Annotated in this window: 23 protein-coding genes; 10 read left to right on the top strand and 13 right to left on the bottom strand. The window is 70.1% G+C overall.

What is annotated here, in order from left to right:
* Window positions 1-14: 14 nt before the first annotated feature.
* Window positions 15-1865, bottom strand: coding sequence for a penicillin-binding transpeptidase domain-containing protein (locus ACFWQG_RS18835; RefSeq protein ID WP_378509186.1), 1851 nt, complete (start codon window positions 1863-1865; stop codon window positions 15-17).
* Window positions 1866-1967: 102 nt separating this feature from the next.
* On the opposite strand from ACFWQG_RS18835, the gene ACFWQG_RS18840 reads away from it, so the two are divergent.
* The 5 genes from ACFWQG_RS18840 (at window position 1968) to ACFWQG_RS18860 (ending at window position 7082) form a co-directional block, all read left to right on the top strand.
* Window positions 1968-2516, top strand: coding sequence for a hypothetical protein (locus ACFWQG_RS18840; RefSeq protein WP_378509162.1), 549 nt, complete (start codon window positions 1968-1970; stop codon window positions 2514-2516).
* A gap of 163 nt (window positions 2517-2679) precedes the next feature.
* Entirely contained in the window at window positions 2680-4269 is a 1590-nt protein-coding gene (locus ACFWQG_RS18845) for an ABC-F family ATP-binding cassette domain-containing protein (RefSeq protein WP_378509163.1), read from the top strand.
* Window positions 4270-4278: 9 nt separating this feature from the next.
* Complete coding sequence (locus tag ACFWQG_RS18850; protein ID WP_378509164.1) at window positions 4279-5691, top strand: amidase; 1413 nt, start codon at window positions 4279-4281, stop codon at window positions 5689-5691.
* A 7-nt stretch (window positions 5692-5698) separates the two neighbouring features.
* Window positions 5699-6355 (top strand): M50 family metallopeptidase, encoded by a 657-nt coding sequence (locus ACFWQG_RS18855; RefSeq protein WP_378509165.1) that lies wholly within the window; start codon window positions 5699-5701, stop codon window positions 6353-6355.
* Window positions 6356-6464: 109 nt separating this feature from the next.
* A complete protein-coding gene (locus tag ACFWQG_RS18860) occupies window positions 6465-7082 on the top strand; it encodes an Ltp family lipoprotein (RefSeq protein WP_378509166.1) in 618 nt (205 codons plus the stop codon).
* A 15-nt stretch (window positions 7083-7097) separates the two neighbouring features.
* Here ACFWQG_RS18860 and ACFWQG_RS18865 read toward each other — a convergent pair whose 3' ends face one another.
* Window positions 7098-8603: a DUF222 domain-containing protein gene (locus tag ACFWQG_RS18865; protein WP_378509167.1), complete on the bottom strand. Its 1506-nt coding sequence runs from the start codon at window positions 8601-8603 to the stop codon at window positions 7098-7100.
* Window positions 8604-8768: 165 nt separating this feature from the next.
* Between ACFWQG_RS18865 and ACFWQG_RS18870 the strand changes: the two genes are divergently transcribed.
* A complete protein-coding gene (locus ACFWQG_RS18870; RefSeq protein ID WP_378509168.1) occupies window positions 8769-9932 on the top strand; it encodes a hypothetical protein in 1164 nt (387 codons plus the stop codon).
* A gap of 85 nt (window positions 9933-10017) precedes the next feature.
* On the opposite strand, the gene ACFWQG_RS18875 is transcribed toward ACFWQG_RS18870, so the two are convergent.
* The 9 genes from ACFWQG_RS18875 to ACFWQG_RS18915 all read right to left on the bottom strand — a co-directional run bounded on the left by ACFWQG_RS18875 (window position 10018) and on the right by ACFWQG_RS18915 (window position 19449).
* Window positions 10018-10845 carry a PP2C family protein-serine/threonine phosphatase gene (locus ACFWQG_RS18875; RefSeq protein ID WP_378509169.1) on the bottom strand — a complete coding sequence of 276 codons (828 nt, stop codon included), beginning with the start codon at window positions 10843-10845 and terminating at the stop codon, window positions 10018-10020.
* Window positions 10846-10911: 66 nt separating this feature from the next.
* Window positions 10912-11601 carry a DUF6308 family protein gene (locus ACFWQG_RS18880; protein ID WP_378509170.1) on the bottom strand — a complete coding sequence of 230 codons (690 nt, stop codon included), beginning with the start codon at window positions 11599-11601 and terminating at the stop codon, window positions 10912-10914.
* On the bottom strand, window positions 11594-12175 hold the full coding sequence (locus ACFWQG_RS18885; protein ID WP_378509171.1) for a hypothetical protein: 582 nt from the start codon (window positions 12173-12175) through the stop codon (window positions 11594-11596). Before ACFWQG_RS18885 ends, ACFWQG_RS18880 begins: the two co-directional genes overlap by 8 nt.
* 32 nt (window positions 12176-12207) lie before the next feature.
* On the bottom strand, window positions 12208-13659 hold the full coding sequence (locus ACFWQG_RS18890) for a flavin-containing monooxygenase (RefSeq protein WP_378509187.1): 1452 nt from the start codon (window positions 13657-13659) through the stop codon (window positions 12208-12210).
* A gap of 135 nt (window positions 13660-13794) precedes the next feature.
* Window positions 13795-15984, bottom strand: coding sequence for an acyl-CoA dehydrogenase (locus tag ACFWQG_RS18895; protein WP_378509172.1), 2190 nt, complete (start codon window positions 15982-15984; stop codon window positions 13795-13797).
* A gap of 5 nt (window positions 15985-15989) precedes the next feature.
* Window positions 15990-16859 (bottom strand): SDR family oxidoreductase, encoded by an 870-nt coding sequence (locus ACFWQG_RS18900; protein WP_378509173.1) that lies wholly within the window; start codon window positions 16857-16859, stop codon window positions 15990-15992.
* Between the two features lie 50 nt (window positions 16860-16909).
* The gene (locus ACFWQG_RS18905; RefSeq protein ID WP_378509174.1) at window positions 16910-17794 is read right to left on the bottom strand and encodes a MaoC/PaaZ C-terminal domain-containing protein; all 885 of its coding nucleotides are present in this window, start codon (window positions 17792-17794) and stop codon (window positions 16910-16912) included.
* On the bottom strand, window positions 17794-18225 hold the full coding sequence (locus ACFWQG_RS18910) for an SRPBCC family protein (protein ID WP_378509175.1): 432 nt from the start codon (window positions 18223-18225) through the stop codon (window positions 17794-17796). Before ACFWQG_RS18910 ends, ACFWQG_RS18905 begins: the two co-directional genes overlap by 1 nt.
* Before the next feature lie 33 nt (window positions 18226-18258).
* A complete protein-coding gene (locus tag ACFWQG_RS18915; RefSeq protein WP_378509176.1) occupies window positions 18259-19449 on the bottom strand; it encodes a lipid-transfer protein in 1191 nt (396 codons plus the stop codon).
* A 101-nt stretch (window positions 19450-19550) separates the two neighbouring features.
* On the opposite strand from ACFWQG_RS18915, the gene ACFWQG_RS18920 reads away from it, so the two are divergent.
* The 3 genes from ACFWQG_RS18920 to ACFWQG_RS18930 all read left to right on the top strand — a co-directional run bounded on the left by ACFWQG_RS18920 (window position 19551) and on the right by ACFWQG_RS18930 (window position 21205).
* Window positions 19551-20240 (top strand): TetR/AcrR family transcriptional regulator, encoded by a 690-nt coding sequence (locus tag ACFWQG_RS18920; RefSeq protein ID WP_378509177.1) that lies wholly within the window; start codon window positions 19551-19553, stop codon window positions 20238-20240.
* A gap of 129 nt (window positions 20241-20369) precedes the next feature.
* Window positions 20370-20822 carry a MarR family winged helix-turn-helix transcriptional regulator gene (locus tag ACFWQG_RS18925; RefSeq protein ID WP_378509178.1) on the top strand — a complete coding sequence of 151 codons (453 nt, stop codon included), beginning with the start codon at window positions 20370-20372 and terminating at the stop codon, window positions 20820-20822.
* An 11-nt stretch (window positions 20823-20833) separates the two neighbouring features.
* The gene (locus ACFWQG_RS18930; RefSeq protein ID WP_378509188.1) at window positions 20834-21205 is read left to right on the top strand and encodes a DUF5313 family protein; all 372 of its coding nucleotides are present in this window, start codon (window positions 20834-20836) and stop codon (window positions 21203-21205) included.
* Window positions 21206-21228: 23 nt separating this feature from the next.
* Here ACFWQG_RS18930 and ACFWQG_RS18935 read toward each other — a convergent pair whose 3' ends face one another.
* Window positions 21229-21537, bottom strand: coding sequence for a rhodanese-like domain-containing protein (locus ACFWQG_RS18935; RefSeq protein WP_378509179.1), 309 nt, complete (start codon window positions 21535-21537; stop codon window positions 21229-21231).
* Window positions 21538-21577: 40 nt separating this feature from the next.
* Window positions 21578-22318, bottom strand: coding sequence for a lysophospholipid acyltransferase family protein (locus ACFWQG_RS18940; RefSeq protein WP_378509180.1), 741 nt, complete (start codon window positions 22316-22318; stop codon window positions 21578-21580).
* An 81-nt stretch (window positions 22319-22399) separates the two neighbouring features.
* On the opposite strand from ACFWQG_RS18940, the gene ACFWQG_RS18945 reads away from it, so the two are divergent.
* Complete coding sequence (locus ACFWQG_RS18945) at window positions 22400-22837, top strand: 6,7-dimethyl-8-ribityllumazine synthase (RefSeq protein ID WP_378509181.1); 438 nt, start codon at window positions 22400-22402, stop codon at window positions 22835-22837.
* The last annotated feature ends 159 nt before the right edge of the window (window positions 22838-22996 follow it).

Genomic DNA, 22996 nt, shown 5'->3' on the forward strand with positions numbered 1-22996 from the left:
ACCGCGGGTGCGCCTCACCGCGGCAGCTGGCCCTGGATGGGTCGCAGGAACCGACCGGCCGCGTCGACCGCCGGCCCGGAACTGTCCGCCCCGGCGATGAACACCGCGAACGCCACATCCTGGTCAATGCCGACGAACCAGCCGTGCGACGGCTGGCCCGCGACCTCGGCGGTGCCGGTCTTGCCCCGCACGTCCGCGATGTCGCCGAGTTGGGTGGCGGTGCCCGCGGTGACGGTTTCCCGCATCATGGCCTTCAGCGCGTCGGTGACCGCCGTCGGCGCGGGGGCGGGGGTCGCGTCCGCGATCCCGGGCTGCCCCTGGACGAGCATCGGCGCCGGGGTGGTCCCCCGCGCGATGGAGGCCGCCACCAGCGCCATCCCGAACGGCGACGCGGTCACCCGGCCCTGCCCGATCGCGGACTCCACCCGCTCGGCCGGGGTGTCGGCGGGCGGCACGCTGCCGGTGACCGTCGTCAGGGCCGGGGTGACGTAGTCGACGCCGAGCCCGAACTGCTGCGCGGCGTCGTGCAAGGCCATCGGGGTCATCGCCACAGCCAGCTGCCCCATCGTGGTGTTGCAGGAACGGGCGAACGCGGTGTGCAGCGGCACCGACCCGAGGTCGAAGTTGTCGTCGTTCGGGATGGTGCGACCCTCGATGTTCGCGCTGCCGGGGCAGGGCAACACGGTGTCCGCGGTCACCGAGCCCTGTTGCAGCGCAGCCGATGTCGTGACGGTCTTGAAGGTTGAGCCCGGCGGGTACAGCCCGGTGAGCGCGATCGGTCCCTGCGCGCTGGCCTCCGCGTTCTGCGCGACCGCGAGGATCCCGCCGGTGGACGGCCGGATCGCAACAATGGCCGCCTGCTGCGGTAGGTCCGCGATCGCCGCCTGCGCGGCCGTCTGCACGGCCTGGTCGAGGGTGGTGGCGATGTCGGGGGCTGCGGTGCCGTCGCGTCCGGCCAGCCGTTCCGCCGTCCCGTCGGACCGCACGAGCTGCACCGCCCAGCCCGCGGTGTCCGCCTGGCCCTGCTCCCACATCGTTCGCAGCCCCTCCAGGGCCGGGGATTGCACCGCCTTGTCGACGGTCAACAGCCGGGTCTGCTTGACCAGCCGGACTCCGGGGATCGCGGTAAGCCCCGCCTCGATGGGCGCGAGGTCGGCATCGCGGAGCGTGATGACGGTGAGCGGGCGGCCTTGCGCCGCAGCAAGGTCCGCGCTCAGGGAGGCCTCGGTGATCGTCGGGGCGAGGGGAGCGAGGAGCGGCGCAAGTGCGGCCGTTGCTGCCGCGGGATCGCCGACGGTGGCCGGGTCCAGCGTGACGAGGGTGACGGTCTGCTCGGTCATCCGCGGAGTTCCGTTGGCGGCGAGCACTGTTGGCGATCCACCCGCGAGGGTGGTGTAGCGGAGGGTGGTGTCCGCGGTGAGATCCGGCGCGAGCAGGGCAGGTTCCCACGGGATGGCGCCGCCGTCGGCAACGGCCTGCCCGCCTCCGGTGGTGGTGTAGTCCCAGGTGTTCGACGCTGCCGTTGCTGCCGCGGTGGGGGTCGCGGTCGCCGTCCCGGTCGGGTCCGTGGTCGCGTCGTCACCGAAGGTCCAGTCCGCCTCGAGCGTGAAGGTTCCCGCGTCGCTGTCGGTGCCCGCGACGGTGAACTGCGCGTCCGTCGGATCGAGTCCGCCGAACATCTGCTCGATCGCGGCGGCCGCCGCCACGGGGTCGGAGGTCAGCGCTGCCGCCGCCTGCACGTCCCGGCGGGTGAGGGCGTCGGCGAACTCCTGCGCCGCCGTCTCGGTCGCGGTCGGCCCGCTGCTGCATGCCACCGCCCCGAGCGTGAGTGCCGACACCGAGATCACCGCGACCATCGCTCTCATCCGCATCACCCGACCCTATGCGGCTTCGTCGACGTGGCGCGCAGCGAACCGCGAGCGTAGCGTTGTAATCAAGTAATCCCAGCAAACTGCGAGGTGAGAGCAATGGGATACTCGTCGAATCGCCGATTCGGTCGCAGCGGCGGCTGGCAACAGGCCCAGGTCCCCGACACCAGCGACGTGGCCGACTGGTTCGCAGGACGACTCCCCGACGACTGGTTCACCGAACCGCCGACCCTCGAGGTCGATCGCGAGGAGATCGTGGTCACCGGCGAACTCCCGCCACCCGACGAGGCCACCGCGGCGGCCGTCGCGGGGCGGGTCTCCCGGTTCCGTGAGAGCACCCGTGGTGACCGGATGCGGATCGCCGACGAGGCGGAGGCCCGCTACGGACGCAAGGTGGCGTGGGGGGTGCGCATTGGCGACCACCGCGAACTGTTCACTCATCTGGCGGTGCCGGTGATGACCCGCCTTCGCCAGCCCGAACGCCGGGTTCTCGACACCCTCGTCGACGCGGGCGTCGCCCGCTCCCGTGCCGATGCACTCGCCTGGACGGTGCGGCTGGCCGGGCAGCATGCCGACGAGTGGCTGGCGGAGCTGCGGGAGGCGATGCGCAAGGTGGACGGCCTGCGCAGCGAGGGTCCGCAACTGTGAGGTGACGGGGTACGGGCGAAATTCCGTTGCCGGGCGTCCGTCCCGCACGTAGCCTGGTCGTGAACCTGTTGTCGACGATCGGAAGTTCATTGCTCATTCGGAGGTAGTGACCGCGCGCCGCGTTTTTCGCGTGCGCACCGCACCCACCCTTCGAAGGAGAATCATGTCTTCCGTTGTCCTGTCCGACCTCACCTTTGCCTGGCCCGACGGCGACACCGTGTTCGACGGTGTGAATGCCGCGTTCGGGGCGGGGCGCACCGGGCTCGTCGGCCTCAACGGCTCCGGAAAGTCCACGCTGCTCCGTCTCATCGCGGGTCTGTTGACGCCGGAACGCGGTTCGATCACGATGTCGGGCGAGTTGGCCTACCTCGCGCAGGACCTCACGCTGGACCCGACGCGGCCGGTCGACGCACTGCTCGGCATCGATGCGCAGCGACGGGCGTTGCACCGCATCGAATCCGGTGACGGCACCGACGCCGACTTCGCGATCGTCGGTGTGCACTGGGATGTTGAGGAACGCGCGCTCGCGACCCTGAATCGACTCGGACTCGCGCACATCGCCGCTGCCGCAGAGGATCTCGATCGCACCGTCCGAACCCTCTCGGGTGGTGAGACGATGCTGCTCGGGCTCGCCGCTGCCCTGCTCGGCGAACCGGACGTGCTGCTGCTCGACGAGCCGACCAACAACCTCGACCGGGATGCGAAGGGACGCCTGTACACCGCCGTCGAACAGTTCCCCGGCGTCGCGATCGTGGTCAGCCACGACCGCGAACTGCTGGATCGGGTGGAGAACATCGCCGAGGTACGTCACGGCGAGCTGCGCATGTTCGGCGGCAATTTCGGCAGCTACCTGGCGACCATCGACGCCGAACAGCAGGCGGCCCGCGCCGCAGTGCGGGACGCGAAGGCCGATGTGCGTAGGCAGGCACGGGAACTCGTGGAGGCGCAGACGAAGCTGGACCGGCGGCTGCGGTTCGGGAAGAAAATGGAGGCGAACAAGCGGGTCCCGCGGATCATCTCGCACGAACGGAAGCGGCAGGCGCAGGTGTCGGCGGGCAAGTTGCGCGGCAACCACCTCGACCGGCTCGACGACGCGAAGCGCGACCTCAGCGATGCGGAGGAGTTGATCCGCGGCGACCGGGAGATCCGGGTCGACCTCCCGGAGACGGTGGTGCACCCCGGGCAACGGGTGGTGGAACTGTCCGACGTCGCCCTCGCGTGCGGCCCGACCGTGTCGCTGACGGTGTCCGGGCCCGAGCGGATCGCGCTGGTGGGTCGCAACGGGATCGGGAAGACCACCCTGCTGCGGGCCATCGTCGACGCGGCGCCCGTGGTGCCGTGGCGACTACTCCCGCAGCGGCTGAACGTGTTCGACGAGGCACGCACGCTCGCACAGAATGTGGCCACCGCGGCACCGCACGCCACCGACGAACGGATCCGCGGTCAGCTGGCCCGGTTCCTGTTCCGGGGTGGTGACGCCGATGTCCCGGTCGCGGCGCTGTCCGGCGGCGAACGGCTGCGGGCCGCGCTGGCGACGCTGCTGCTCGCCGAGCCCGCGCCGCGACTGCTGCTGCTCGACGAGCCGACCAACAACCTCGACCTGCCGAGCCTCGCGCACCTCACCGAGGCCCTCGGCCAGTTCCGGGGGGCGATGGTTGTCGTCAGCCACGACGTCCCGTTCCTGCGGGACATCGGGATCACGCGGTGGCTGGAGTTGACGGAGTCGGGTGTCGCCGAGGTCGATCCGCTCTAGGGTCGAGGCATGACGGTGAGCACCGGCGCAGTTCACGCCTTCCGCGACGACGCCCTCGGCGACCTCGACGCCACCGGGGTCGCGGCCCGGATCGCGGCGGGCGAGATCAGCTCGCGGGAGGCGGTGGACGCCGCGATCGCCAGGGCCGAGGCGGTGACCGCGCTGGCCGCCGTCGAGACCCCCGACTTCGACCGCGCTCGGCACCGGTCGGATAGTCCGGGTACCGGACCGTTCGCCGGGGTGCCGACGTTCGTGAAGGACAACGTCGACGTCGCGGGCCTGCCGACCGGCGAGGGCAGCGCCGCGTACACCGCGCGGCCCGCTGCCGCGGACGGCCCGTCGGTGACACAGTTGCTGTCCACCGGTCTGGTTGCGCTCGGCAAGTCGCGGTTGCCGGAGTTCGGGTTCAGCCCGACCACCGAGTTCGCTGGCGCGGAACCGACGCACAATCCGTGGAACCCGGCCTACTCGTCGGGCGCGTCCTCGGGTGGCGCGGCCGCGCTGGTGGCGTCCGGGGTGGTGCCGATCGCGCACGGGAACGACGGCGGCGGCTCGATCCGGATCCCGGCAGCGGCCTGCGGCCTGGTGGGACTCAAACCGTCACGGGGCCGAATGTGCGCGGACCCGCAGGACCGGTCGATGCCGATCCGGATCGTCACGCAGGGAGTGGTGACCCGCACGGTGCGGGACACCGCCCGCTACTACGCCGCGGCCGAATCCCATTACCGGAACCCGAAACTGCCGCCGATCCGGTTGGTGGAGGGTCCGAGCAGCACGCGGCTCCGGGTTGGCGTCGTCACCGACTCCGTCAACGGCACCCCCACCGACGACGAGACCAGGGCTGCGGTGACCGCGACGGCCGACCTGCTCGCCGAACTCGGGCACCACGTCACGCAGGCCCCGCTGCCGGTGGGGCCGGAGTTCGTCGAGGACTTCAGCATCTACTGGGGTTTCCTATCGTTCGCGCTGTGCGCGGGCGGGAAGCGAATGCTCGGACCGGACTTCGACCGATCCCGCACCGACAACCTGACCCGCGGACTGGATGCGCTGTACCGGCGCAGCATCGCGAAGACACCCCGGGTCCTCTACCGGTTGCAGCGCACCGCGCAGCGTGCCGAGCACCTGTTCTCAACCTACGACGTGGTCCTGTCGCCGGTCCTCGGCCACACCACACCCGAACTCGGGTACCTGTCCCCCACACAACCATTCGACGAACTGTTCGAGAAGATCATCCGCTACACGGCGTTCACCCCACTGAACAACGCGGCCGGAACCCCGGCGATCTCGCTGCCGCTGCACACCACCTCGACCGGACTTCCCCTCGGCGTGCACCTCTCCGCCGCGCACGGCGACGAACGGACCCTGCTCGAGCTCGCATTCGAACTCGAGCAGGCGCGGCCGTGGCGGCGCATCCAGGACTGATCCTTCGGTGGACTCGTACTGGGCCGACTGGTCGGCGTACCTTCCCGTCGCGGTCGCCGCCGTCCTGGTGCTGTGGCGTCCGCTGTGGACCCTGACCCGGCATGCCGTGACCCTGGCGCACGAGGCGGGGCATGCGCTCGCCGCGGTGGCGACGGGCCGACGCTTGACGGGCATCCGGTTGCATTCGGACACCTCGGGCCTGACGTTGTCGCGGGGGAAGCCTCGCGGGCCGGGGATGATCCTCACCGCCGCGGCCGGCTATCTGGCGCCGTCCTTGCTCGGTCTCGGCGGGGCCGCGCTGATCGCGGCTGGCCGGCTGCCGGTCCTGCTGTGGGCCGCGGTGGCGCTGATCGTCGCGATGGTCCCGTTCATCCGCAACGTGTTCGGGTTCCTCGTCCTGGCGGCGGCGGGCGTGGGGGTCGGCGCGGTCGCCTGGTACGGATCGCCAGCCATGCAGCTGCATTTCGGCTACACGGCAATCTGGCTGCTGCTGCTCGGCAATCTCCGAACCCTCTACGAGGCCGCGCGATCCCGGTCGGGTCGTTCCGACCTGGACCAGCTGCGTACCCTCACCCACCTGCCCCGGGTCGTGTGGACGGTGCTGCTGGTCGCGGTCGCGGTCGGGACCGGCGTGCTTGCCTGGCGGGCGCAGTACGCCGGCTAGGCCGTCGCACAGGGTCATTTGTCGGTGGCATCTGTCATTCTGTGCGGCTCTCGTGAATACGAGGTGCGCCGTGCCCGTCACGGCCCAGTCACTTCCTCAGGAGCACGTCATGACCGAGTATCCGAACCCGGCCTTCCAGCCCGCCGTTCCGCCGCAGGCCGGGAAGAAGCGGCGTTGGCCGTGGGTGGTGGGCGCCGTCATCCTCGTCTTCGGTCTCGCAGGCGCCCTCGGCGACGCCGACAAGGAGAAGGAGGGCACCGCGACCGCGGCAGCGGTCAGCAGCGAGTCGGCTGTCCCGAGCACAACCCGGCCCGCGCCGCCCGCCGTGCCCGCCGCAGCTGCCGCCCCCGCTGCGGCCACCCCGGCCGCGGCCGCCGTATCGGCTGCGCCGGTCGCGCCAGCACCCGCACCTGCGCCTGCACCCGCGGCAAAGCCGCAGGTCAGTTCCAGCCAGCGGAACGCAGTCCGGTCCGCCGAGCAGTACCTCGACTACTCCGCCTTCTCCCACAGAGGTTTGATCGAGCAGCTCGAGTACGAGGGCTTCTCGACCGAGGACGCGACGTTTGCCGCGGATAGCGTGGACGCGGACTGGAACGAGCAGGCCGCACGGTCCGCGAAGCAGTACCTCGAGTACACGTCGTTCTCGAGGTCGGGTCTGATCGACCAGCTGGTGTACGAGGGGTACACCTATGCGCAGGCCGAGTACGGAGCCGACTCCGCGTACTGACCCGGCCCGATCCGGTCAGGGAACGTCCTCGCCGCTGTCGGTCCCGCCGCGCTGCTCACGCCAGCGATGCAGCTCGGCGGCCCGCCGCGCCCGATAGCGGGCGAGCGTTCCCGCAACGAGTTCCCCCAGATGATGCCGATGATTGACCCGAGGCCGCCGCTCCGGATCGATATGCGGCGGCGCAATCCACACCGTCCGACCCGGATGCGCCGACCCCACACCAGCGACCTCGGTCCCCCACCCACCCGGACCGTCATGCACCAACGCATGACAGGCATCGCAGGCCAGGTCCTCGTTGGTGATATCGGTGCCGCCGTCGTCCTTCCACTCCGTGATGTGATGCACGGCAGTCAACGTCGCAGGCGCATCACACCCCGGCCGGGTACACCCACGCGACGCCGCAATCAACGCGAGCCGCTGATCCGCCGACGCCAACCGCCGACTGCGACCGAGATGCAGGGGCCGACCACGATGATCGAACACCACAAGAACGGGATGCGCCCGCTCGGCCATCCGGAGCGCATCCCCGATCGGGACGATCCCCCCGGACGCCGTCGTCGCGACACCGGACGCCCCCTCCAACTGTGTCAGCGTCATCGTGACGATCGCGGTGACCGGCAACCCACGATGGCTGCCAAGCGCACCCGACGACAGCAGACTCCGCAGGGCCACCTTCAACCCGTCATGATTCCGCTGCGCCGCGGTCCGGGCGTCGCGGGCCGCGGCCCGCGCGAGCGCCGTCCGGTCCAGAGTCGCGGAGTCGACGTCGCCGGACGGCGATTCGGGATCGCCGGGATTGTTCATTCCCGGCCGGGCCAGCTTCGCCAGCACCGGGTCGAGCAGGGCACGCAGTTCCGGGTCGAGCATCCCGGAGATCGGGCTCAGCAAGTCCGTCCCCTGCCTCCCGATCCGGATGCCGCGGCGGCGCCTGCGTTCCCTCTCGTCCGGCGCGCTGCCGTCGGGGTTGAGATGCGCGAGCAGGTGGATGCCGATCTTGGTGACGTCCTCCGGCGTGGTGGACCGGGCGGCGTCCGCGAGGATCGTCTCCGCGACGGCGATCTCGTCGGCGCCGGTGCCTGCCGGGATCCGGCGGATGGTCCTGGCGATCGCGGCGACGTGATCCGGCCCCACCGCGCCGGCGCGCACCGCGGCCGCGGTCGCAGGCAGCACCGGTTCCATCCCGTCACCGCTGATGGTGTTCCAGGTGCCGACCTTGGTTGCACCCTTGACTCGCCGCGCCGCGTCCACACCGGAGATCCGCAGCGTGGAGGTGAGGAAGTCGCCAACGGACCGGCAGGCGAGGTTCCCCGGAATGGATCGTTCGACGGATTCCACGATCAACCGGTGTCCGACCGCGGACGCCTTCCGCAGCGACGCTTCCATCCGCTGCAGCGCCTCGACCACCTCGGCCTCGGCCAGCCCCGTCAGCGAGTCGGTGAGCAGACCCTCGACGGCGGCGTCGAGGGCGGCCAGGTGGCATGCCACCCGGTCCCCATCCCCCACACCGACTGTCGAAGGCATGTTCGAATTTTAGCGAGACCCACCGACACGAATGTGGGTTCACTCAACGAGCCTCTCGAGTGCCGCGGGCCTCGGCGCCCGGCTCACTACGCTGGCGATCAGCGACACGGTGGCGGGGCCAGCGTCACACCGCTGAGCATCCGAGACCCACCACCCAGGAGAACCGTGATCGACGACCCCAGCGAGGTCACCCTCGCCCGCGATGTCACTGCCAGGCACACACGATTCTGGTTTGGCGTCGCCAGGCAGATTGCCGTCACGACCGTCATCTACGCGCTGCTCGTCGCGATCCTGTCGATCAGCGGCTGGCTGTCCTCGACCGACGATCCGCAACCCGGTCCCACCTTCCCCGTGACCATCGATCCGGGCGCCGGTGCCGACCTGCTCGCGGTCCTGGCGTCAATCGTGATCGCGCTCAACGTGCTGGTGTGGGCGACCCGCTCCGCCGAGATCAGCGAGGCGCTCGCGCATACTCGGCGCCGGTATCTCGCGCTCTGCGGTTCGTTAACGGGAGCCCTGGCGCTGCTCACCGGGCTGGCCAGTACGTTCCACGACGTCCCCAACCGTGGCGTCATCGACGCGCTCATCCTGCTCGGCTGCGCCGTGTTCATCGCGGTCCTCGGCAACGACACCGCGCTGCTCATCGGGAACGACATGCCGGTGCAGCGCCAGATCCCCCGCATTGCACGGAACAGGAGGATCCGTGCCCTCGAGCGCGTCGCCGCCCGGTGGCGCTGCCCCCGACCCGACGCCACGTCGCACCTCCGCGCCCGGGTGACGGCCGATCTCCTCTCGGCGGCGGTCGTCACCGCACTGCCGCTTTTCGCGTGCCTGGCCGTCCTCGACAGCGCGGGTCGGTCGGTCGACTGGTGGCCCACCCTCATCGCGGTACCCGGACTCGGACTGTTCTCCGTGGTGCTCGCCGCCTTCACCTTCGTGTCGACGGCCCGATCGTTCGTGGCCCGACGCTTCGACGACGCCGCCGCGTCAGCGATCGTGGGAGCGCTCACCTACGTGTTCATCGTCCTCGGCGTGATAGCCGTGTCGTTCCAGAGGGGCGGGGTCAGCATGATCGCGGTCGCCCTCTGCGTCGCGCTCGTGGCGCCGCCCGTGCTGATCGTCGCCCAACTGCGTGCCGATACCCCTCTGCGCATGCCGGGATGGACGATCCGCGAGGTCATGTACCGCAGCATCCTTCGTGAACTCTTCGCTGCGCATGCCCACCAGGGCGGCGCGCGGGCCAGATCCGCGCGTCGGCGATTCGCCCGCATTCGGGACTGGTCCGACCGGGTCACCGGAATGGCGGCAGAAGGCAGACCGGCCTCGTGACCGGGGTGGCCCGGCCAGCATCGACGCCGAACGGGCGGTTACCGTCAGCGCCTCTCGACCGATGCCCCGACAACCGCCCGGTCGGTCAGCGGGGCGTCCACACCGCGACGGCGGTGCGGTCGTCGGCGGACGATTCGAACGCGATCCGGTCGGCGAGGTCGGTCAGCCGGGGCGGGTTGGTCCAGCCGGTGGCGAAGGCGGCGGCGACGGCGCTGCCGCCGTCCTCGAAGGCGTCGGCGACCCCGTCGCTGCACACCATCAGCAGCTCCTCGCGACCGATCTCATAGCTGGTTCCGGTGACGACGGCGTCATCGGGCAGCGGCAACGCCAACGTCCGGGAGGTGGCGATCTCGCGGCGCGTCAGGCGCCCACCCGACATCAACAGCCACGGCTCGAACCCGAGCGCACCGGAGCGGGTGCGCCGCCACCACGCGCTGCTGTCCCCGACGGTGGCGGTGTGCGCGAGCCACCGGCCCGGCGCCTCGACATCCTCGACGACGAGCGCGGTGACGGTGGTCGCCATCAGGTCGGCGACGTCGTCGAAGCGGGGCGCCCGGTTGCCGAGCAGCGCACCGGCGGCCCGCGTCACCGCAAGCGACGCGACCCGCAGGTGCGCCGTCCAGTCCCCCGACACCTCCAGATCCGCGGTCAGCAGGTGGTCGGCGAGCGTCGCGCTCGCCACCTCGGCCGCCCGGTGCGAGAACTCCATCGCCCCGAGCCCGTCGCACACGACCGCCACGATCCTGCCGTTCCCGTGCCGCACCGCGTAGGCGTCCTGCCGCGGCGTCCGGTCGGACCGGTGCCCGGTGCCGCGGATCGACGCCGCACGAACCGTCCATCCCCGCACGTCGAGGGCGTCGTGGACGGCGTCGGGCACGACGCCTGCGGGTGTCGGGTGACCTGTCGTCGACATGTACCCATCCAACACCCGCCGGGGCCCGCGACCCGGGCACGACGCGCTGCCGGATGCCGGTCGATCTCACCCGGTAAGGGGAACGTACTTCTTGCCCTGCATCCAGGCCAGCACCTCGAGGATCCGGAGCGCCGACACCGCGTCGTCGAGTCCCGCGGCCACCCGCAGGCCGACCAGCCGACGGTGCAGTGCGCCGTCGTCCGCCCGCAACGCCGACCGCACCGTTTCCAGGTGTTCGGTGCGGGTGCCGAGTTCCCGGCCGACGACGTCGTCGTAGATCGGGTGCAGGCGGGGTCGCTTCCTGGCGATCAGCTTCGACGCGATGGTGCGGCCGATGCCGTGGATCCCGGTCAACGCGGTCTCAAGCCGCCACTGCGCCGAGTCCGGGGTGAGCACCTCGGACTCGGCTACGAGGTCCCGGTCCGGCCCGATCACCGAAAGCAGGTCGGCGAACTCGGACCGCCTGTCCCCCAACAGTTCCAGTGCACCCTGCGCCGGCACCTGCACCGACAGCAGGGTGGCGGCGACCAGATCGTCGGCGGTGAACACGTCGCGGTCGGCGGCACGGCGTCCACTCGGGTCCCAGCCGTCCCACAGCGCACCGGGCCGCAGGTAACCGGTCTTGACGACGGCGCGGGTGAAGTACTCGCGCAGCACGTCGACGGCGGCGGCGTCCCCCTCGTCCCGCAGGACGCGCGGCAGCCGCAGCGGTCGCGGGCCACTCAGGAGCGGGTCGTCCGACAGCGGATCAGGCATCGGTGCCCACCCGGCCGAGCACGTGCGACGCGAACGCGCGGTTGTGGAACTGCGCGTACGGGCCGCGACCCTGGGCCGCGAGGTGCTGCGCGAGCGGGCGGATCGACTCGGCAAGCGGAAGGGCGAAGAACTGGTCGTCGGCACCCTCGTCGGAGACGAACCAGTCGATCACCAGGCCGTCCCCGCCCGCGGACGCCAGGCCGGTCCCCGCAAACCGCAGCAGCGGATAGCGGAGCACGAGATCCTCTGCCGCACAACCGATTGTCGCAATCAGCGCGGACCGGGACACGTACAGCGCGACCCGGTAGTCGACGATGTCGTCACCCTCAAGGAACCGCTCCACGTACAGCACCTGCATCGGCCCGACATTGAGGGTGAACAGCCGTTCCCGCTCCGGGGTCCGGTTGGTCGCGGGCAGGGCACTGAGCGTCCACCGGTCCACCTCCCCACCCGCGGGATCATCGAACGCGTCGGCGAGGTAGTCGGCGATCAGGTCGACGACCACCTCGAAGAACGGATCCCGCCCCAGTTCGGCGAAGCTCTCGTCGCTCGCGGACGGGTGGATGGTGGTCATGGCGGTCCTTCGGGCGGTCGACGGCGGCGCCGTCAACGGTACGCAGGCCCAGCCTCCATCCGGTAGTCGCCCAGCGGGAACCGCTCCGCTTCCCGGAACGCGTTCGCGGTCGATGTCGGCCGCAGCAACGCCGCCTCGCCGTGCTGGTTGAAGTAGTAGCTCCGCGAGGTGGCGCAGCTGCCCGCATAGAAGACGGACCCGTCGAGGTTCTCCGTCATCCGGTCCAGGAAGCGGGTGTTGGCGTCTTCGGTCACCTCAAACACGTCGGCGCCGCGCCGCTGCATCTCGGTGAACAGCCGCGTCATGTGCGCCATCTGCGACTCGATGGTGGTGAAGTAGGACAGGCCGCTGTACGAGTACGGGCTGGCGAGGGTGAGGAAGTTCGGGAACTTCGGCACCGAAACTCCCTCGTAGGCCTGGAAGCGGTTGTCCCGCCACCACTTTCCAAGGTTCCGCTCGCCCCGTCCGATCACCTCAATGGCCGGGAAGTTCACATCCCACAGGTTGAAGCCGGTCGCCAGGATCAGGGTATCGATCGGGGTTGTTCGGCCATCGGCGGTGACGATGCCGTCCGCCTCGATCCGGTCGATGGTTGCGGTCTCGAGCCGCACGTTCCCCTTGGTGAAGGTGCGGAAGTAGCTGTTGGAGAACGTCGGCCGCTTGCAGCCGAAGTCGTAGTCGGGGGTCAACTCGGCCCGCAGCCGCGGGTCCGGCACCTGGGTGCGCAGGAACAGCCGCGACGCCGCCGCCGCGATCTTGTTCAGCACCTTCGCCTGCCGGTAGTGCAGGACCGCGGTGACCATCAGCCCCTCGAGCAGCCCGTCACTCACCGTGCGGGCGGCCCGCTGGGTGAGCGGGACCTTCGCAAACAGGCGTTGCACCGGACCGGGAATGGGCAGGTCCAGCTTCGGCACCACCCAGATCGGGGTGCGCTGATACACGGTCAGCTCGGCGGCCGTGCGCGCCACCTCCGGGATCAGTTGGACCGCGGTCGCGCCGGTGCCGATGATCGCCGCCCGCGCGCCCGCGAGGTCGACGGAATCGTCCCAGGCGGTGGTGTGCAGGATCGTGCCAGCGAAGGAGTCGATGCCGTCGATGTCCGGCAGGTGCGGCTGGGACAGAAAGCCGGTCGCGGTCAGCAGGTAGCGGCCCGTGACCGGTTCCTGCCCGTCGATCGAGACCACCCAGTGCCGCGCATCGTCGTCCCAGCGGGCACCGGAGACCACCGCACCGAACCGCATGTAGCGACGCAGGTCGTACTTGTCGGCGACGTGGTCGGCGTACTTCTTCAGTTCGGCGCCCGGCGCGAACAGCCGCGACCAGTGCGGGTTGGGTTCGAACGAGTACGAGTAGGTGACGGACGCGATGTCGACGGCCAACCCGGGGTAGCGGTTGACATGCCAGGTGCCGCCGAGGTCGTCCTCCCTGTCGAGGATGGCGAGGTTGGTCATGCCGAGTCGGTTCAGCGCGATCGCCGCGCCCATGCCCCCGAATCCCGCCCCCACGATCACCGCGTCGTACTGCGTCTGCTGGTCCACCGGGCCGCCCTCCTCAAGTGTGTGTCACTGTCAGTATCACTCACTTGAGGAGGGAAGGGAAGAACACTCTCCCGGCCGGACTCAGTCCCGCGGCAGGCCGAGCATCCGCTCCCCGATCACGTTCAGCTGCACCTCGGTGGTGCCGCCGTAGATCGTGGTCGCGCGACCGGCAAGCAACTGTTCCATCGCCTTGTCGCTGGGCTGCCCGGACACCGCGACGGCACCGGCCGCCCCCAGTTCGGCGACCACGAACTCCGAGATCGACTGCCCCAGCCCCATCGCGAGCAGCTTGCCGACCGACGAGGTGGTGCTCACGTCCGACCCGGACAGCTGGCCGAGCACCACCCGGGAACCGATCAGGTCGATCGCCTGACTCTCGGCGATCAGCTCCCCGAACCGGTATCGACCGACCGGGCCGAGATCGCGACCCCGCACGAAGGCCGTCAGGTCGGCATCGCTGGCGTACGCCTCCATCTTCTGGCTGAGGGCAACCCGCTCCCCGGCGAGGGTGGTCCTTGCGACGTGCCAGCCGTCGTTCACCTCCCCGACGACGTTCTCGTCCGGAACGAACACGTCATCGAGGAACACCTGGTTAAACAGGGCGGACCCGGTCATCTCCCGCAGCGGCCGAACCGTCACCCCCGGGGTGGACATGTCCAGCACGAAGTAGGTGATGCCCTCGTGCTTCGGCCGGTCCGGGTCGGTGCGGGCGATGAGCATCGCCCAGTCCGCGAACTGCGCGACCGTCGTCCAGATCTTCTGCCCAGTGACCTTCCAGCCGCCGTCCACCCGGACGGCCTTGGTGGTCAGCGACGCCAGGTCGGAGCCTGCGCCGGGCTCGGAGAACAGCTGGCACCACACCAGGTCGCCGCGCAGCGTCGGCACCACCAGGTCCCGCTTCTGCCGCTCATCACCATGCCCGACGAGCGCGGACACCGCCCAGCCGCCCATCAGCAGCTGCGGCATCGCGATGCCCGACGACTTGATCTCCTGTGCGATGACGATCTGCTCGAGCGGTCCGGCCCCGCGGCCGTACGGCCTCGGCAGGTGCGGCTGCACCCAGCCCCCGTCGCCGAGCGCGATCAGCTGGTCGTCCTCGTCGTCGATCGCGGCGATCGGGGCGAGGTCGGCGCGGACCGTCGCGCGGATCCGCTCCGCCTCCTCCGGCAACTCCAGTTCGGACACCCGGGTGGTCCCGGCGAGCGCCTGGACGGCGAGCCGCTCCACCCGATCCTCGCGGGTGCCAAGGACGGCGCGGATGGACAGGGCCCGCCGGTAGTACAGGTGGGCGTCGTGTTCCCAGGTGAATCCGATGCCGCCGTGCACCTGGATGCAGTCCTGGGCGACCTGCACGGCAGCGTCGGGCACGATCACCGCAGCGACGTCGGCCGCGAAATCGGCGGTGTCGTCGCCCTTGTCAAGTGCGGATGCGGCGTCCCACAGTGCCGCGCGGGCCTTCTCCAGCGCGACACCCATGTACGCGCAGCGGTGCTTGACGCCCTGGAACTGCCCGATCGGGCGCCCGAACTGGACCCGGGTCTGCGCGTACTCGGCGGCGGTGGACACGCACCAGGAGATCACCCCGACCGCCTCGGCGGCCAGCACCACCGACGCGATGGACCGGACGCGGCGGTCCTCGAGTCCGATGGCCCGGTCCGCCGCAACAACCCGTCCGAGCGCCTCGATCCGGGCCGACCCGCGCAGCACATCGAGTCCGTCCTGCGCGGTCGCGGTGACCGCATCGGAATCGACGGCAAGCCATCGGGATTCACCGTCCACGTCGACGGGGAGCAACAGCACGTCGGCGTGCTCGGCGCCGGGTACCGCGTCAGCGGACCCGGTGAGTCGGCGGTCTCCGTCGAGCCGGAAGTCGCCGCCCAGTGCCAGCGCCGCGGTCCCGGTCCCGTCGAGCAGGCCGGGGAGGAGATGCCGGGCCGCCGCTCCGCCGTCCGCGGCGAGCACCGCCGCAGCGAGCGCGGTCGGCACGAACGGTCCGGGAGAAACGGTGCGCCCCAATGCCTCCAGCGCCACAGCCAGACCGAGCAAACCCGCGCCCTGTCCGCCCTCCGCCTCCGGAACCGCGAGCCCGAGTAGGTCCTGCGCCACCAGGGCCGCCCAGAATTCCGGGAACTTGCTCTCCGTCTTGGCTTCCACGGCGGCGCGGACCTGCTCGGCGGTGATCGTCCGCTCCGCGAACGCCCGCACCGATTCGGCGAGGGCGGCGTGTTCCTCGCTCAGCCCGACACCGAGCTCGTAGCTGTTGTGCGCCATCGCGATCAACCGAGCCGGTCCGCGAGATCGTCGATGCCCCACGGCCCCTCGGATTCGATGGTCTCGCCGCCGGACCAGTTGACGAGTTCGGTGATCGCCCCGCCCTGCACCGCGAACACCTTGCCGGTCAGCTTGCAGTCGGCCGCCGCAAGGCGGGCAACCAGCGGGGAGATGTTCGATGGCGCGAAGGCGTCGAATTCGCCCTCCGGGACCTCGGCGGCGAACAGCGCCCCCATGCCGGGGGTGGCGAGGGTGAGCCGGGTCCGGGCGATCGGCGCGATCGCGTTGACACGCACCCCGTACCGCTCGAGTTCGTCGGCGGCGACCAGGGTCATCGCGGCGATCCCGGCCTTCGCGGCGCCGTAGTTGGCCTGCCCGGCGTTCGGCATGAAGGTGCCGGACGCGGACGCGGTGTTGACGACCGCCGCCTGCACCGGATCGCCCGCCTTGGCCCGGTCCTTCCAGTACGCGGCGGCATGATGCAGGGTCGCGGCGTGTCCCTTGAGGTGGACGGCGATGACGGCGTCCCACTGGGACTCCTCCATGCCGGCGATGAACGCGTCGCGCAGGATTCCCGCGTTGTTGACCAGGATGTCGAGCCCGCCGAACTCGGCGACCGCCTGGTCGACGAGGGCCTTGGCGCCCGCCCAGTCGGCGATGTTGTCGGTGTTGGCGACGGCCCGCCCGCCCGCGGCGACGATCTCGTCGACAACCTGCTGCGCCGGTCCGGTGTCGGCGCCGGTGCCGTCGTTGGCGCCGCCCAGGTCGTTGACGACGACCGCGGCACCCTCCCTCGCGAAGAGCAGGGCGTGCTCGCGGCCGATGCCGCGGCCCGCGCCGGTGATGATCGCGACGCGTCCGTCCAGGGTTCCCATCAGTACCGTTCTCCTCGAAAGTCGTGTGTGTGATGCGGATGCGTCAGCCGTCAGGCGTCGGCAATGACGGCGAGCCCGTCCTTGAGGACGAGATCGTCCCCGACCGTCGTCTCGTAGGCATACGCCTGTGAGTCCTTTTGGCCCGCCATGGGGCCAGAAGGACTCACAGCCCAGAATCGGGTGGTGATGTCCTGTTCCGGCAGAACCGGTTTCGCGAACCGCACCGCGAGCCGCCTCAGCCGTTCGGTGCGTCCGTCCGCGAACTCGGTGACCGCCGCCCAGGACGTGAATGCCATCGTGCACAGGCCGTGGTTGATGATGCCGGGAAGCCCGGACATCTTGGCGATCTCGTCATCGAGGTGGATCGGCATCGGGTCACCGGACGCTGGCGAGTACCGGAAGGTCTGGTCCTTGTCGATGTGCTGCGCGATCTCCGCGATTGGGTCGGTCGCGCGCAGCGCCTCGTCGAACCGGTGGCCGGGTGCCTGTTCCCCGAGACCGGGTCCGGCGTCGACCTTCCGGAAGAACGCCGTCATCCACTGTTCGTTGACGAGTTCACCTCCGTCGGTGCGGGTTTCGACGTACACGACGACGGTGGAGCCGTTGTCGCGCCCGGTGAACCCGACCGGCTTGGCTCGGGTGACGAGTCTGTCCCCCGGCAGGATCGGTCGATGGAAGTGGAAGTCCTGCTCCCCGTGCACGAGCTTCATCAGCAGTTCCACCGGGGCCACCGCGAGCGCGGCCGGTGCCATCGACGTGAACGCCGGGACCACCGCGAACACCGGCGGCGCGATCTCGCCGCGCAGGTGCCGCTCGATCGGGTCGTTGGTTGCCGCGGCGTACTCGGCGATCCGCTGCGCGGTGACGTCGAACGTCTGCGCCTCGGTCCACTCCCCGAGGCTCGACGAGTCGAACTCGACTGTGGGCGCGCTCATCAGCCGACCATTTCGGCAAACTTCGCCAGCGACGTCTCGAGGTCCGCGGCGGCGTTCTTGGCGACGGCCTTGCCGATCGGCCCGACGATCATGGTGCCCTTGAAGCTCGCATCCACGCTGGCCTTCGATCCGGAGCCCTCCGGCTCCACGCGAAGCGTGAACTCGACGGTGACCCCGGCCATGCCGGTGCCTGCGATGCGGACCAGGTTGGGCGCGTCGACTTCGGTGACGGTCCACTCAATCTTGTTGGCCATGCCCATCACCGAGACGACCTCGGTGAAGCGGACCCCGAGCGCGACCTCGGTCGGCAGGTCACTCTTCCAGCCCTGGTGGATGGTCAGCCACTCCTCCCAGCGGGACAGATCGGAGAGGGCGTCCCAGGTCTTGTCGGGGGCGGCGGGCAGGGAGGCGGAGACGGAGACGGAAGCCATGACGAACTCCTTGCTGTAGTGGTGGAAGAGGATTCAGCGGTTGGCGGGGCGGTAGGCGGAGACGACGACGGCGCCGCCGAGTCCGATGTTGTGCTGCAACGCGACCCGGGCGCCGTCGACCTGCCGGGCATCGGCGTCGCCGCGCAGCTGCCAGGTCAGCTCGCTGCACTGGGCGAGTCCGGTGGCGCCGAGCGGGTGTCCCTTGGAGATGAGGCCGCCGGACGGGTTGACCACCCATCGGCCGCCGTAGGTGGTGTCGCCTGCGTCGACGAGCTTGCCGCCCTCCCCCTCGGCGCACAGTCCGAGCGCCTCGTAGGTGAGCAACTCGTTGGTGGAGAAGCAGTCGTGCAGCTCGATGACGTCGATGTCGTCTGGCCCGATCCCGGCCTGCTCGTACACTTTTCGGGCGGCGGTGCGGGTCATGTCGGCGCCGACGAGGCTGATGGCACTCTTGTCGGCGAACGTGGATTCGAGGTCGGTGACCATCGCCTGCCCGACGATCTCGACCGCCCGGTCGGCGAGGCCGTGCTGATCGACGAACCGCTCGCTGGCGAGAATCACCGCGCCGGACCCGTCGGACGTCGGGGAGCATTGCAGCTTGGTCAGCGGCCCGTAGATCGGCTTCGACGCGAGGATCTCGTCGAGCGTGTATTCCTGCTGGAACTGGGCGTACGGGTTGTTGGTCGAGTGCTTGTGGTTCTTGACACCGATCTTGGCGAACTGCTCGGCTGTGGTGCCGTAGCGCTCCATGTGTTCCTTGCCCGCCGCACCGAACATGTACGGGGCGGGCGGCATCGCGAACTCCTGGAGTTCGGCGAGGGCGAGCAGGTGCCGCATCATCGGCTGCTCGCGGTCGTCGTAGGTGGTGCCCAGCGAACCCGACTGCATCTTCTCGAAGCCGAGCGCCAGTGTCGCGTCGGCGAGCCCGCCGCGGATCGCCTGAGCGGCGAGGAACAGGGCCGCCGAGCCGGTGGAGCAGTTGTTGTTGACGTTGACGATCGGGAGACCGGTCAGGCCCAGCTCGTAGATCGCGCGCTGACCGGAGGTGGACTCGCCGTACACGTAGCCGGCGTACGCCTGCTCGATCAGGCGGTAGTCGATGCCCGCATCCTCGAGCGCCTTGGTTCCGGCCTCGCGGGCCATGTCCGGGTAGTCCCACTCGCGGGCCCCCGGCTTCTCGAACTTCGTCATCCCGACCCCGACGACGAACACCCGGTTACTCATCTGCACTCCTGGAGGCGGAAGTTGTGTGTGACACGCTGTCCAGCACAAGGTAGGTGAGACACGGTGTCCAGTCAATCGTTTCCGTGGGTATGGTTGCGGCGATGCCGACGACCACCGACGCCACCGCCCCCGGAGACGGCCGGTCCACCCGCTGGGACGGACACAAGGCCGAGCGACGCGACCTCATCCTCGAGGCCGCGATCGAGGCGATCGCCGAGGACGGGCCGGACATCGGGGTCGCGCAGATCGCCGCGCGGGCCAACCTGCCCAGGTCGGTGGTGTACCGAATCTTCAAGGACCGCGGCGACCTCGACGAACAGCTGCGGGCCCGGATCCTGGACCGGCTGATGACGCACGTCACGCCGACCTTCGCCCCCGAGGGCACCATCGAGGAGGCCATCGCCGGCGCGGTGGACAACTATCTGCGCTGGATCGTCGGATCGCCGCGGCTGCACCAGTTCCTCGGCACCGGCTCACCGAGCAGGCGCACCACCGGCTCGCGCGCGGTCACCGGCACCAAGACGGCGATCGCGCTGCAACTATCCCGGCTCCTCGAGTCGATGCTCCGGTCCGCGGACGCCGACACCGCCCTGTCCGAGACCCTCGCGTTCGGCCTGACCGGGCTGGTCGACGTCAGCGTCAACCGCTGGCTGTCCAACCCCGACCCCGCGGTGGACGCCGACCAGCTCGCCGCCTTCCTCACCGCGTCCATCTGGCAGGTCCTCGACGGCAACCTGCAGCGCCTCGGCGTCCACCTCGACCCGACGACGCCGGTCGCACGCCTCCTCTGACCCGCCCTCCGAAGCATTGAACGGGGGTTCATTCGGCATCTGGCGGCGCAATCTCGCACATGAACCCCCATTCAACGCATCGCGCGGGGCATTAGATTGTGCGCTACTTAATCGTGTACGCTTCGGATTGTGACGGCCGACGACCCCCTCGCCCTCGACCGCCAGGTCTGCTTCGCGCTGGCCGTGGCAAACCGCGCCGTGCTGTCGGTGTACCGGCCACTGCTCGAGCCGATGGGCCTCACCCACCCGCAGTATCTCGTGATGCTCGCGCTGTGGGGCGACGCGCCGATGTCCGTGAAGTCGATCGGCGCTGCGCTGCAACTGGATTCGGCGACGCTATCGCCGCTTCTTAAGCGCCTCGAGGCGTCCGGGTTGATCACCCGCACCCGCAGCGCGGAGGACGAACGCGCGCTCGTCGTCGACCTGACCGACGCCGGTCGCGCGCTGCGCGCCGATGCGGAGCGGATCCCCCCTGCCGTGGTCGCCGCCCTCGGCGTCGGGCTACCCCAACTTGAGGAACTGCACCGAGTCCTCACCGGCATCAACACGGCGGCGCTGGCTGCCGGGGCACTGGAGAAGTGAGCACAGGCATGATGGGCACCACCACACCCAACCCGCTGCAGTGGATCGCGTATGCGTTCGGCGCGAAGCTTCCCGCCTCGATGAACGACTGGGTACGCAACGACCTCACCGGCGACCGCTACGTGGTGCGTCACCTGCTGCGGCAGCAGGTTCCGTTCCTCCCGCTGTACGCGATGTTCCTGCTCTTCCCGGGGCCGCTGTGGCTGCGCGCCTCGATGGTGCTGCTCGGCATGTCGCTCGCGGTCTTCTACTCGGTGGTCTACATCCACCAGAACCGGGCACGGCGGCTGCAGAAAAACGGCCTGCCGATGGACCTCGACAACGACAAGCGTCGGGCCGCGCGCGCCGCCGAGATCGAGGCCTACGACCGGTTGTGGCGCTGACCGTCGGTCACGTCACCGACCGCTCAGGAGCCGCTCTCGACCGGACGTCCCGACGCGATCCACGCCTCGGTGCCACCCGCGACGTTGACGGCGTTGATACCCGTCGCGCCCAGATACTGCGCCGCCTGCGCGCTCCGGCCACCCATCGCACAGATCACGTACACCGGGTCCGCGGCTGGGATCTCGTCCAGACGGGCCGTGAACTCGCTGAGCGGGACGAGCACCGCGCCGGGGACCCGCGCCCGCGCGTACTCGTCGGCCTCGCGCACGTCGATCAGCGCGGCGCCTGCGGCGAGCTCCTCCGCCAGCGCGTTCACATCCACTTGCTGCATTTTCGTCCTCCAGACGGGTCGGCGACAGTCTACCGACGACTCAGTAGCGGGCGACCGCGCCGTCGACGGCCTCCTGCAGGCGATCACGGACGAGTCGGGCGATCGCCGCGGGCTTGTCGGGAACCTCGGTGATCGGGGTGCCGAAGTAGACGCTCGCGCCGCGGGTGGCCGGGCCACCGGACCCGCCGTAGCTGATGCCCATGTGCAGGAGCGCGGGCGTGACCCCAAGCCGGATCGCCCGGCTGGTGATGTGCCCGACGCCGCTGCCGACGGCCTGCAGCCGCCTCGGGTCGCCCTCGTTGCAGGTGCCCTCCGGGAAGATCGCCAGGCTGTCGCCGCGGCGCATGCGCTCGGCGCACACGTCCATCATCCGCTGGCCCGCGGCGTTGACCGCCCGCATGCCGTGGTTGCGGCCCCGGAACACCGGGATCGAGCCCATCAGGTCGATCCGGTCGCGCAGCGCCCGGTCGGCGAACAATTCGTCCTTGGCCAGCACCCTGGTCCGGCCGATCACCGACCGCAGCGGGCTGCGCCAGGCCGCCCCCGCCACCGTGTACGGATCCGACTCGGACAGGTGGTTCGCCGACAACACCACGCTGACACCGTCCCGGACCAGCGCCGCGATCGTCTCGCGGGCACCCTCCGCGAACCGCACCCGTGGGCGAAACTTCGCGGCCAGCGTCGCGTACGCCGCCTTCGCGAGCAGCCGGTTCTGCCGGTGCGCGAGGTAGAAGTCGTACACGGCGTCGGAGTTCTCGAGGGTCACGTCCGGCTTCGTCATAAAACCTACGGTACCGTAGGTTAGGTCGGGTCGGCACGTCCGCTCGGCGGCGGTTCGGGCGTCCGGGACTAGCATCGGCGCATGACCATCGCCTTCGTTCAGGCCACCTGGCACCGGTCCATCGTCGACCACGCGCGGGATGCATTCGCCGCCCGCTGGCGCGAGCTCGGACACGACCCCACCGATATCGAGTTCTTCGAGACGCCCGGCGCGTTCGAGATTCCGCTGCACGCCAAGAGGTTGGCCAGCACTGGACGCGTCGACGCCGTCGTCGCCGCGGGACTCGTCGTCGACGGCGGCATCTACCGGCACGACTTCGTCGCGTCCGCCGTGATCGACGGCCTGATGCGGGTGCAACTCGACACCAACGTGCCGGTGTTCTCCGCGGTGCTCACCCCGCACCACTTCCACGAGCACACCGACCACGCCGACTTCTTCACCGCCCACTTCGACAAAAAGGGCGCCGAGGTCGCGGACGCCTGCTCCGCCACCCTCGCCTCGCTGGCCACGATCACGTAGCCCCCGCCCCCGCCCCCGCCCCCACCCCCGCCGCCCCCTCCGACCGAATGTGGGATTCGGTCAGTCTGACCTGAATCCACCGGTGCGGCTCACGGGTCGGTGCGGGGTTGCGATTGTCGACCGTCACCGCACTGCGGGCACACCTCATCGACTGGCGTG

This window comes from Rhodococcus sp. NPDC058532 (assembly GCF_042719255.1).
GTDB lineage: Bacteria > Actinomycetota > Actinomycetes > Mycobacteriales > Mycobacteriaceae > Rhodococcus_G.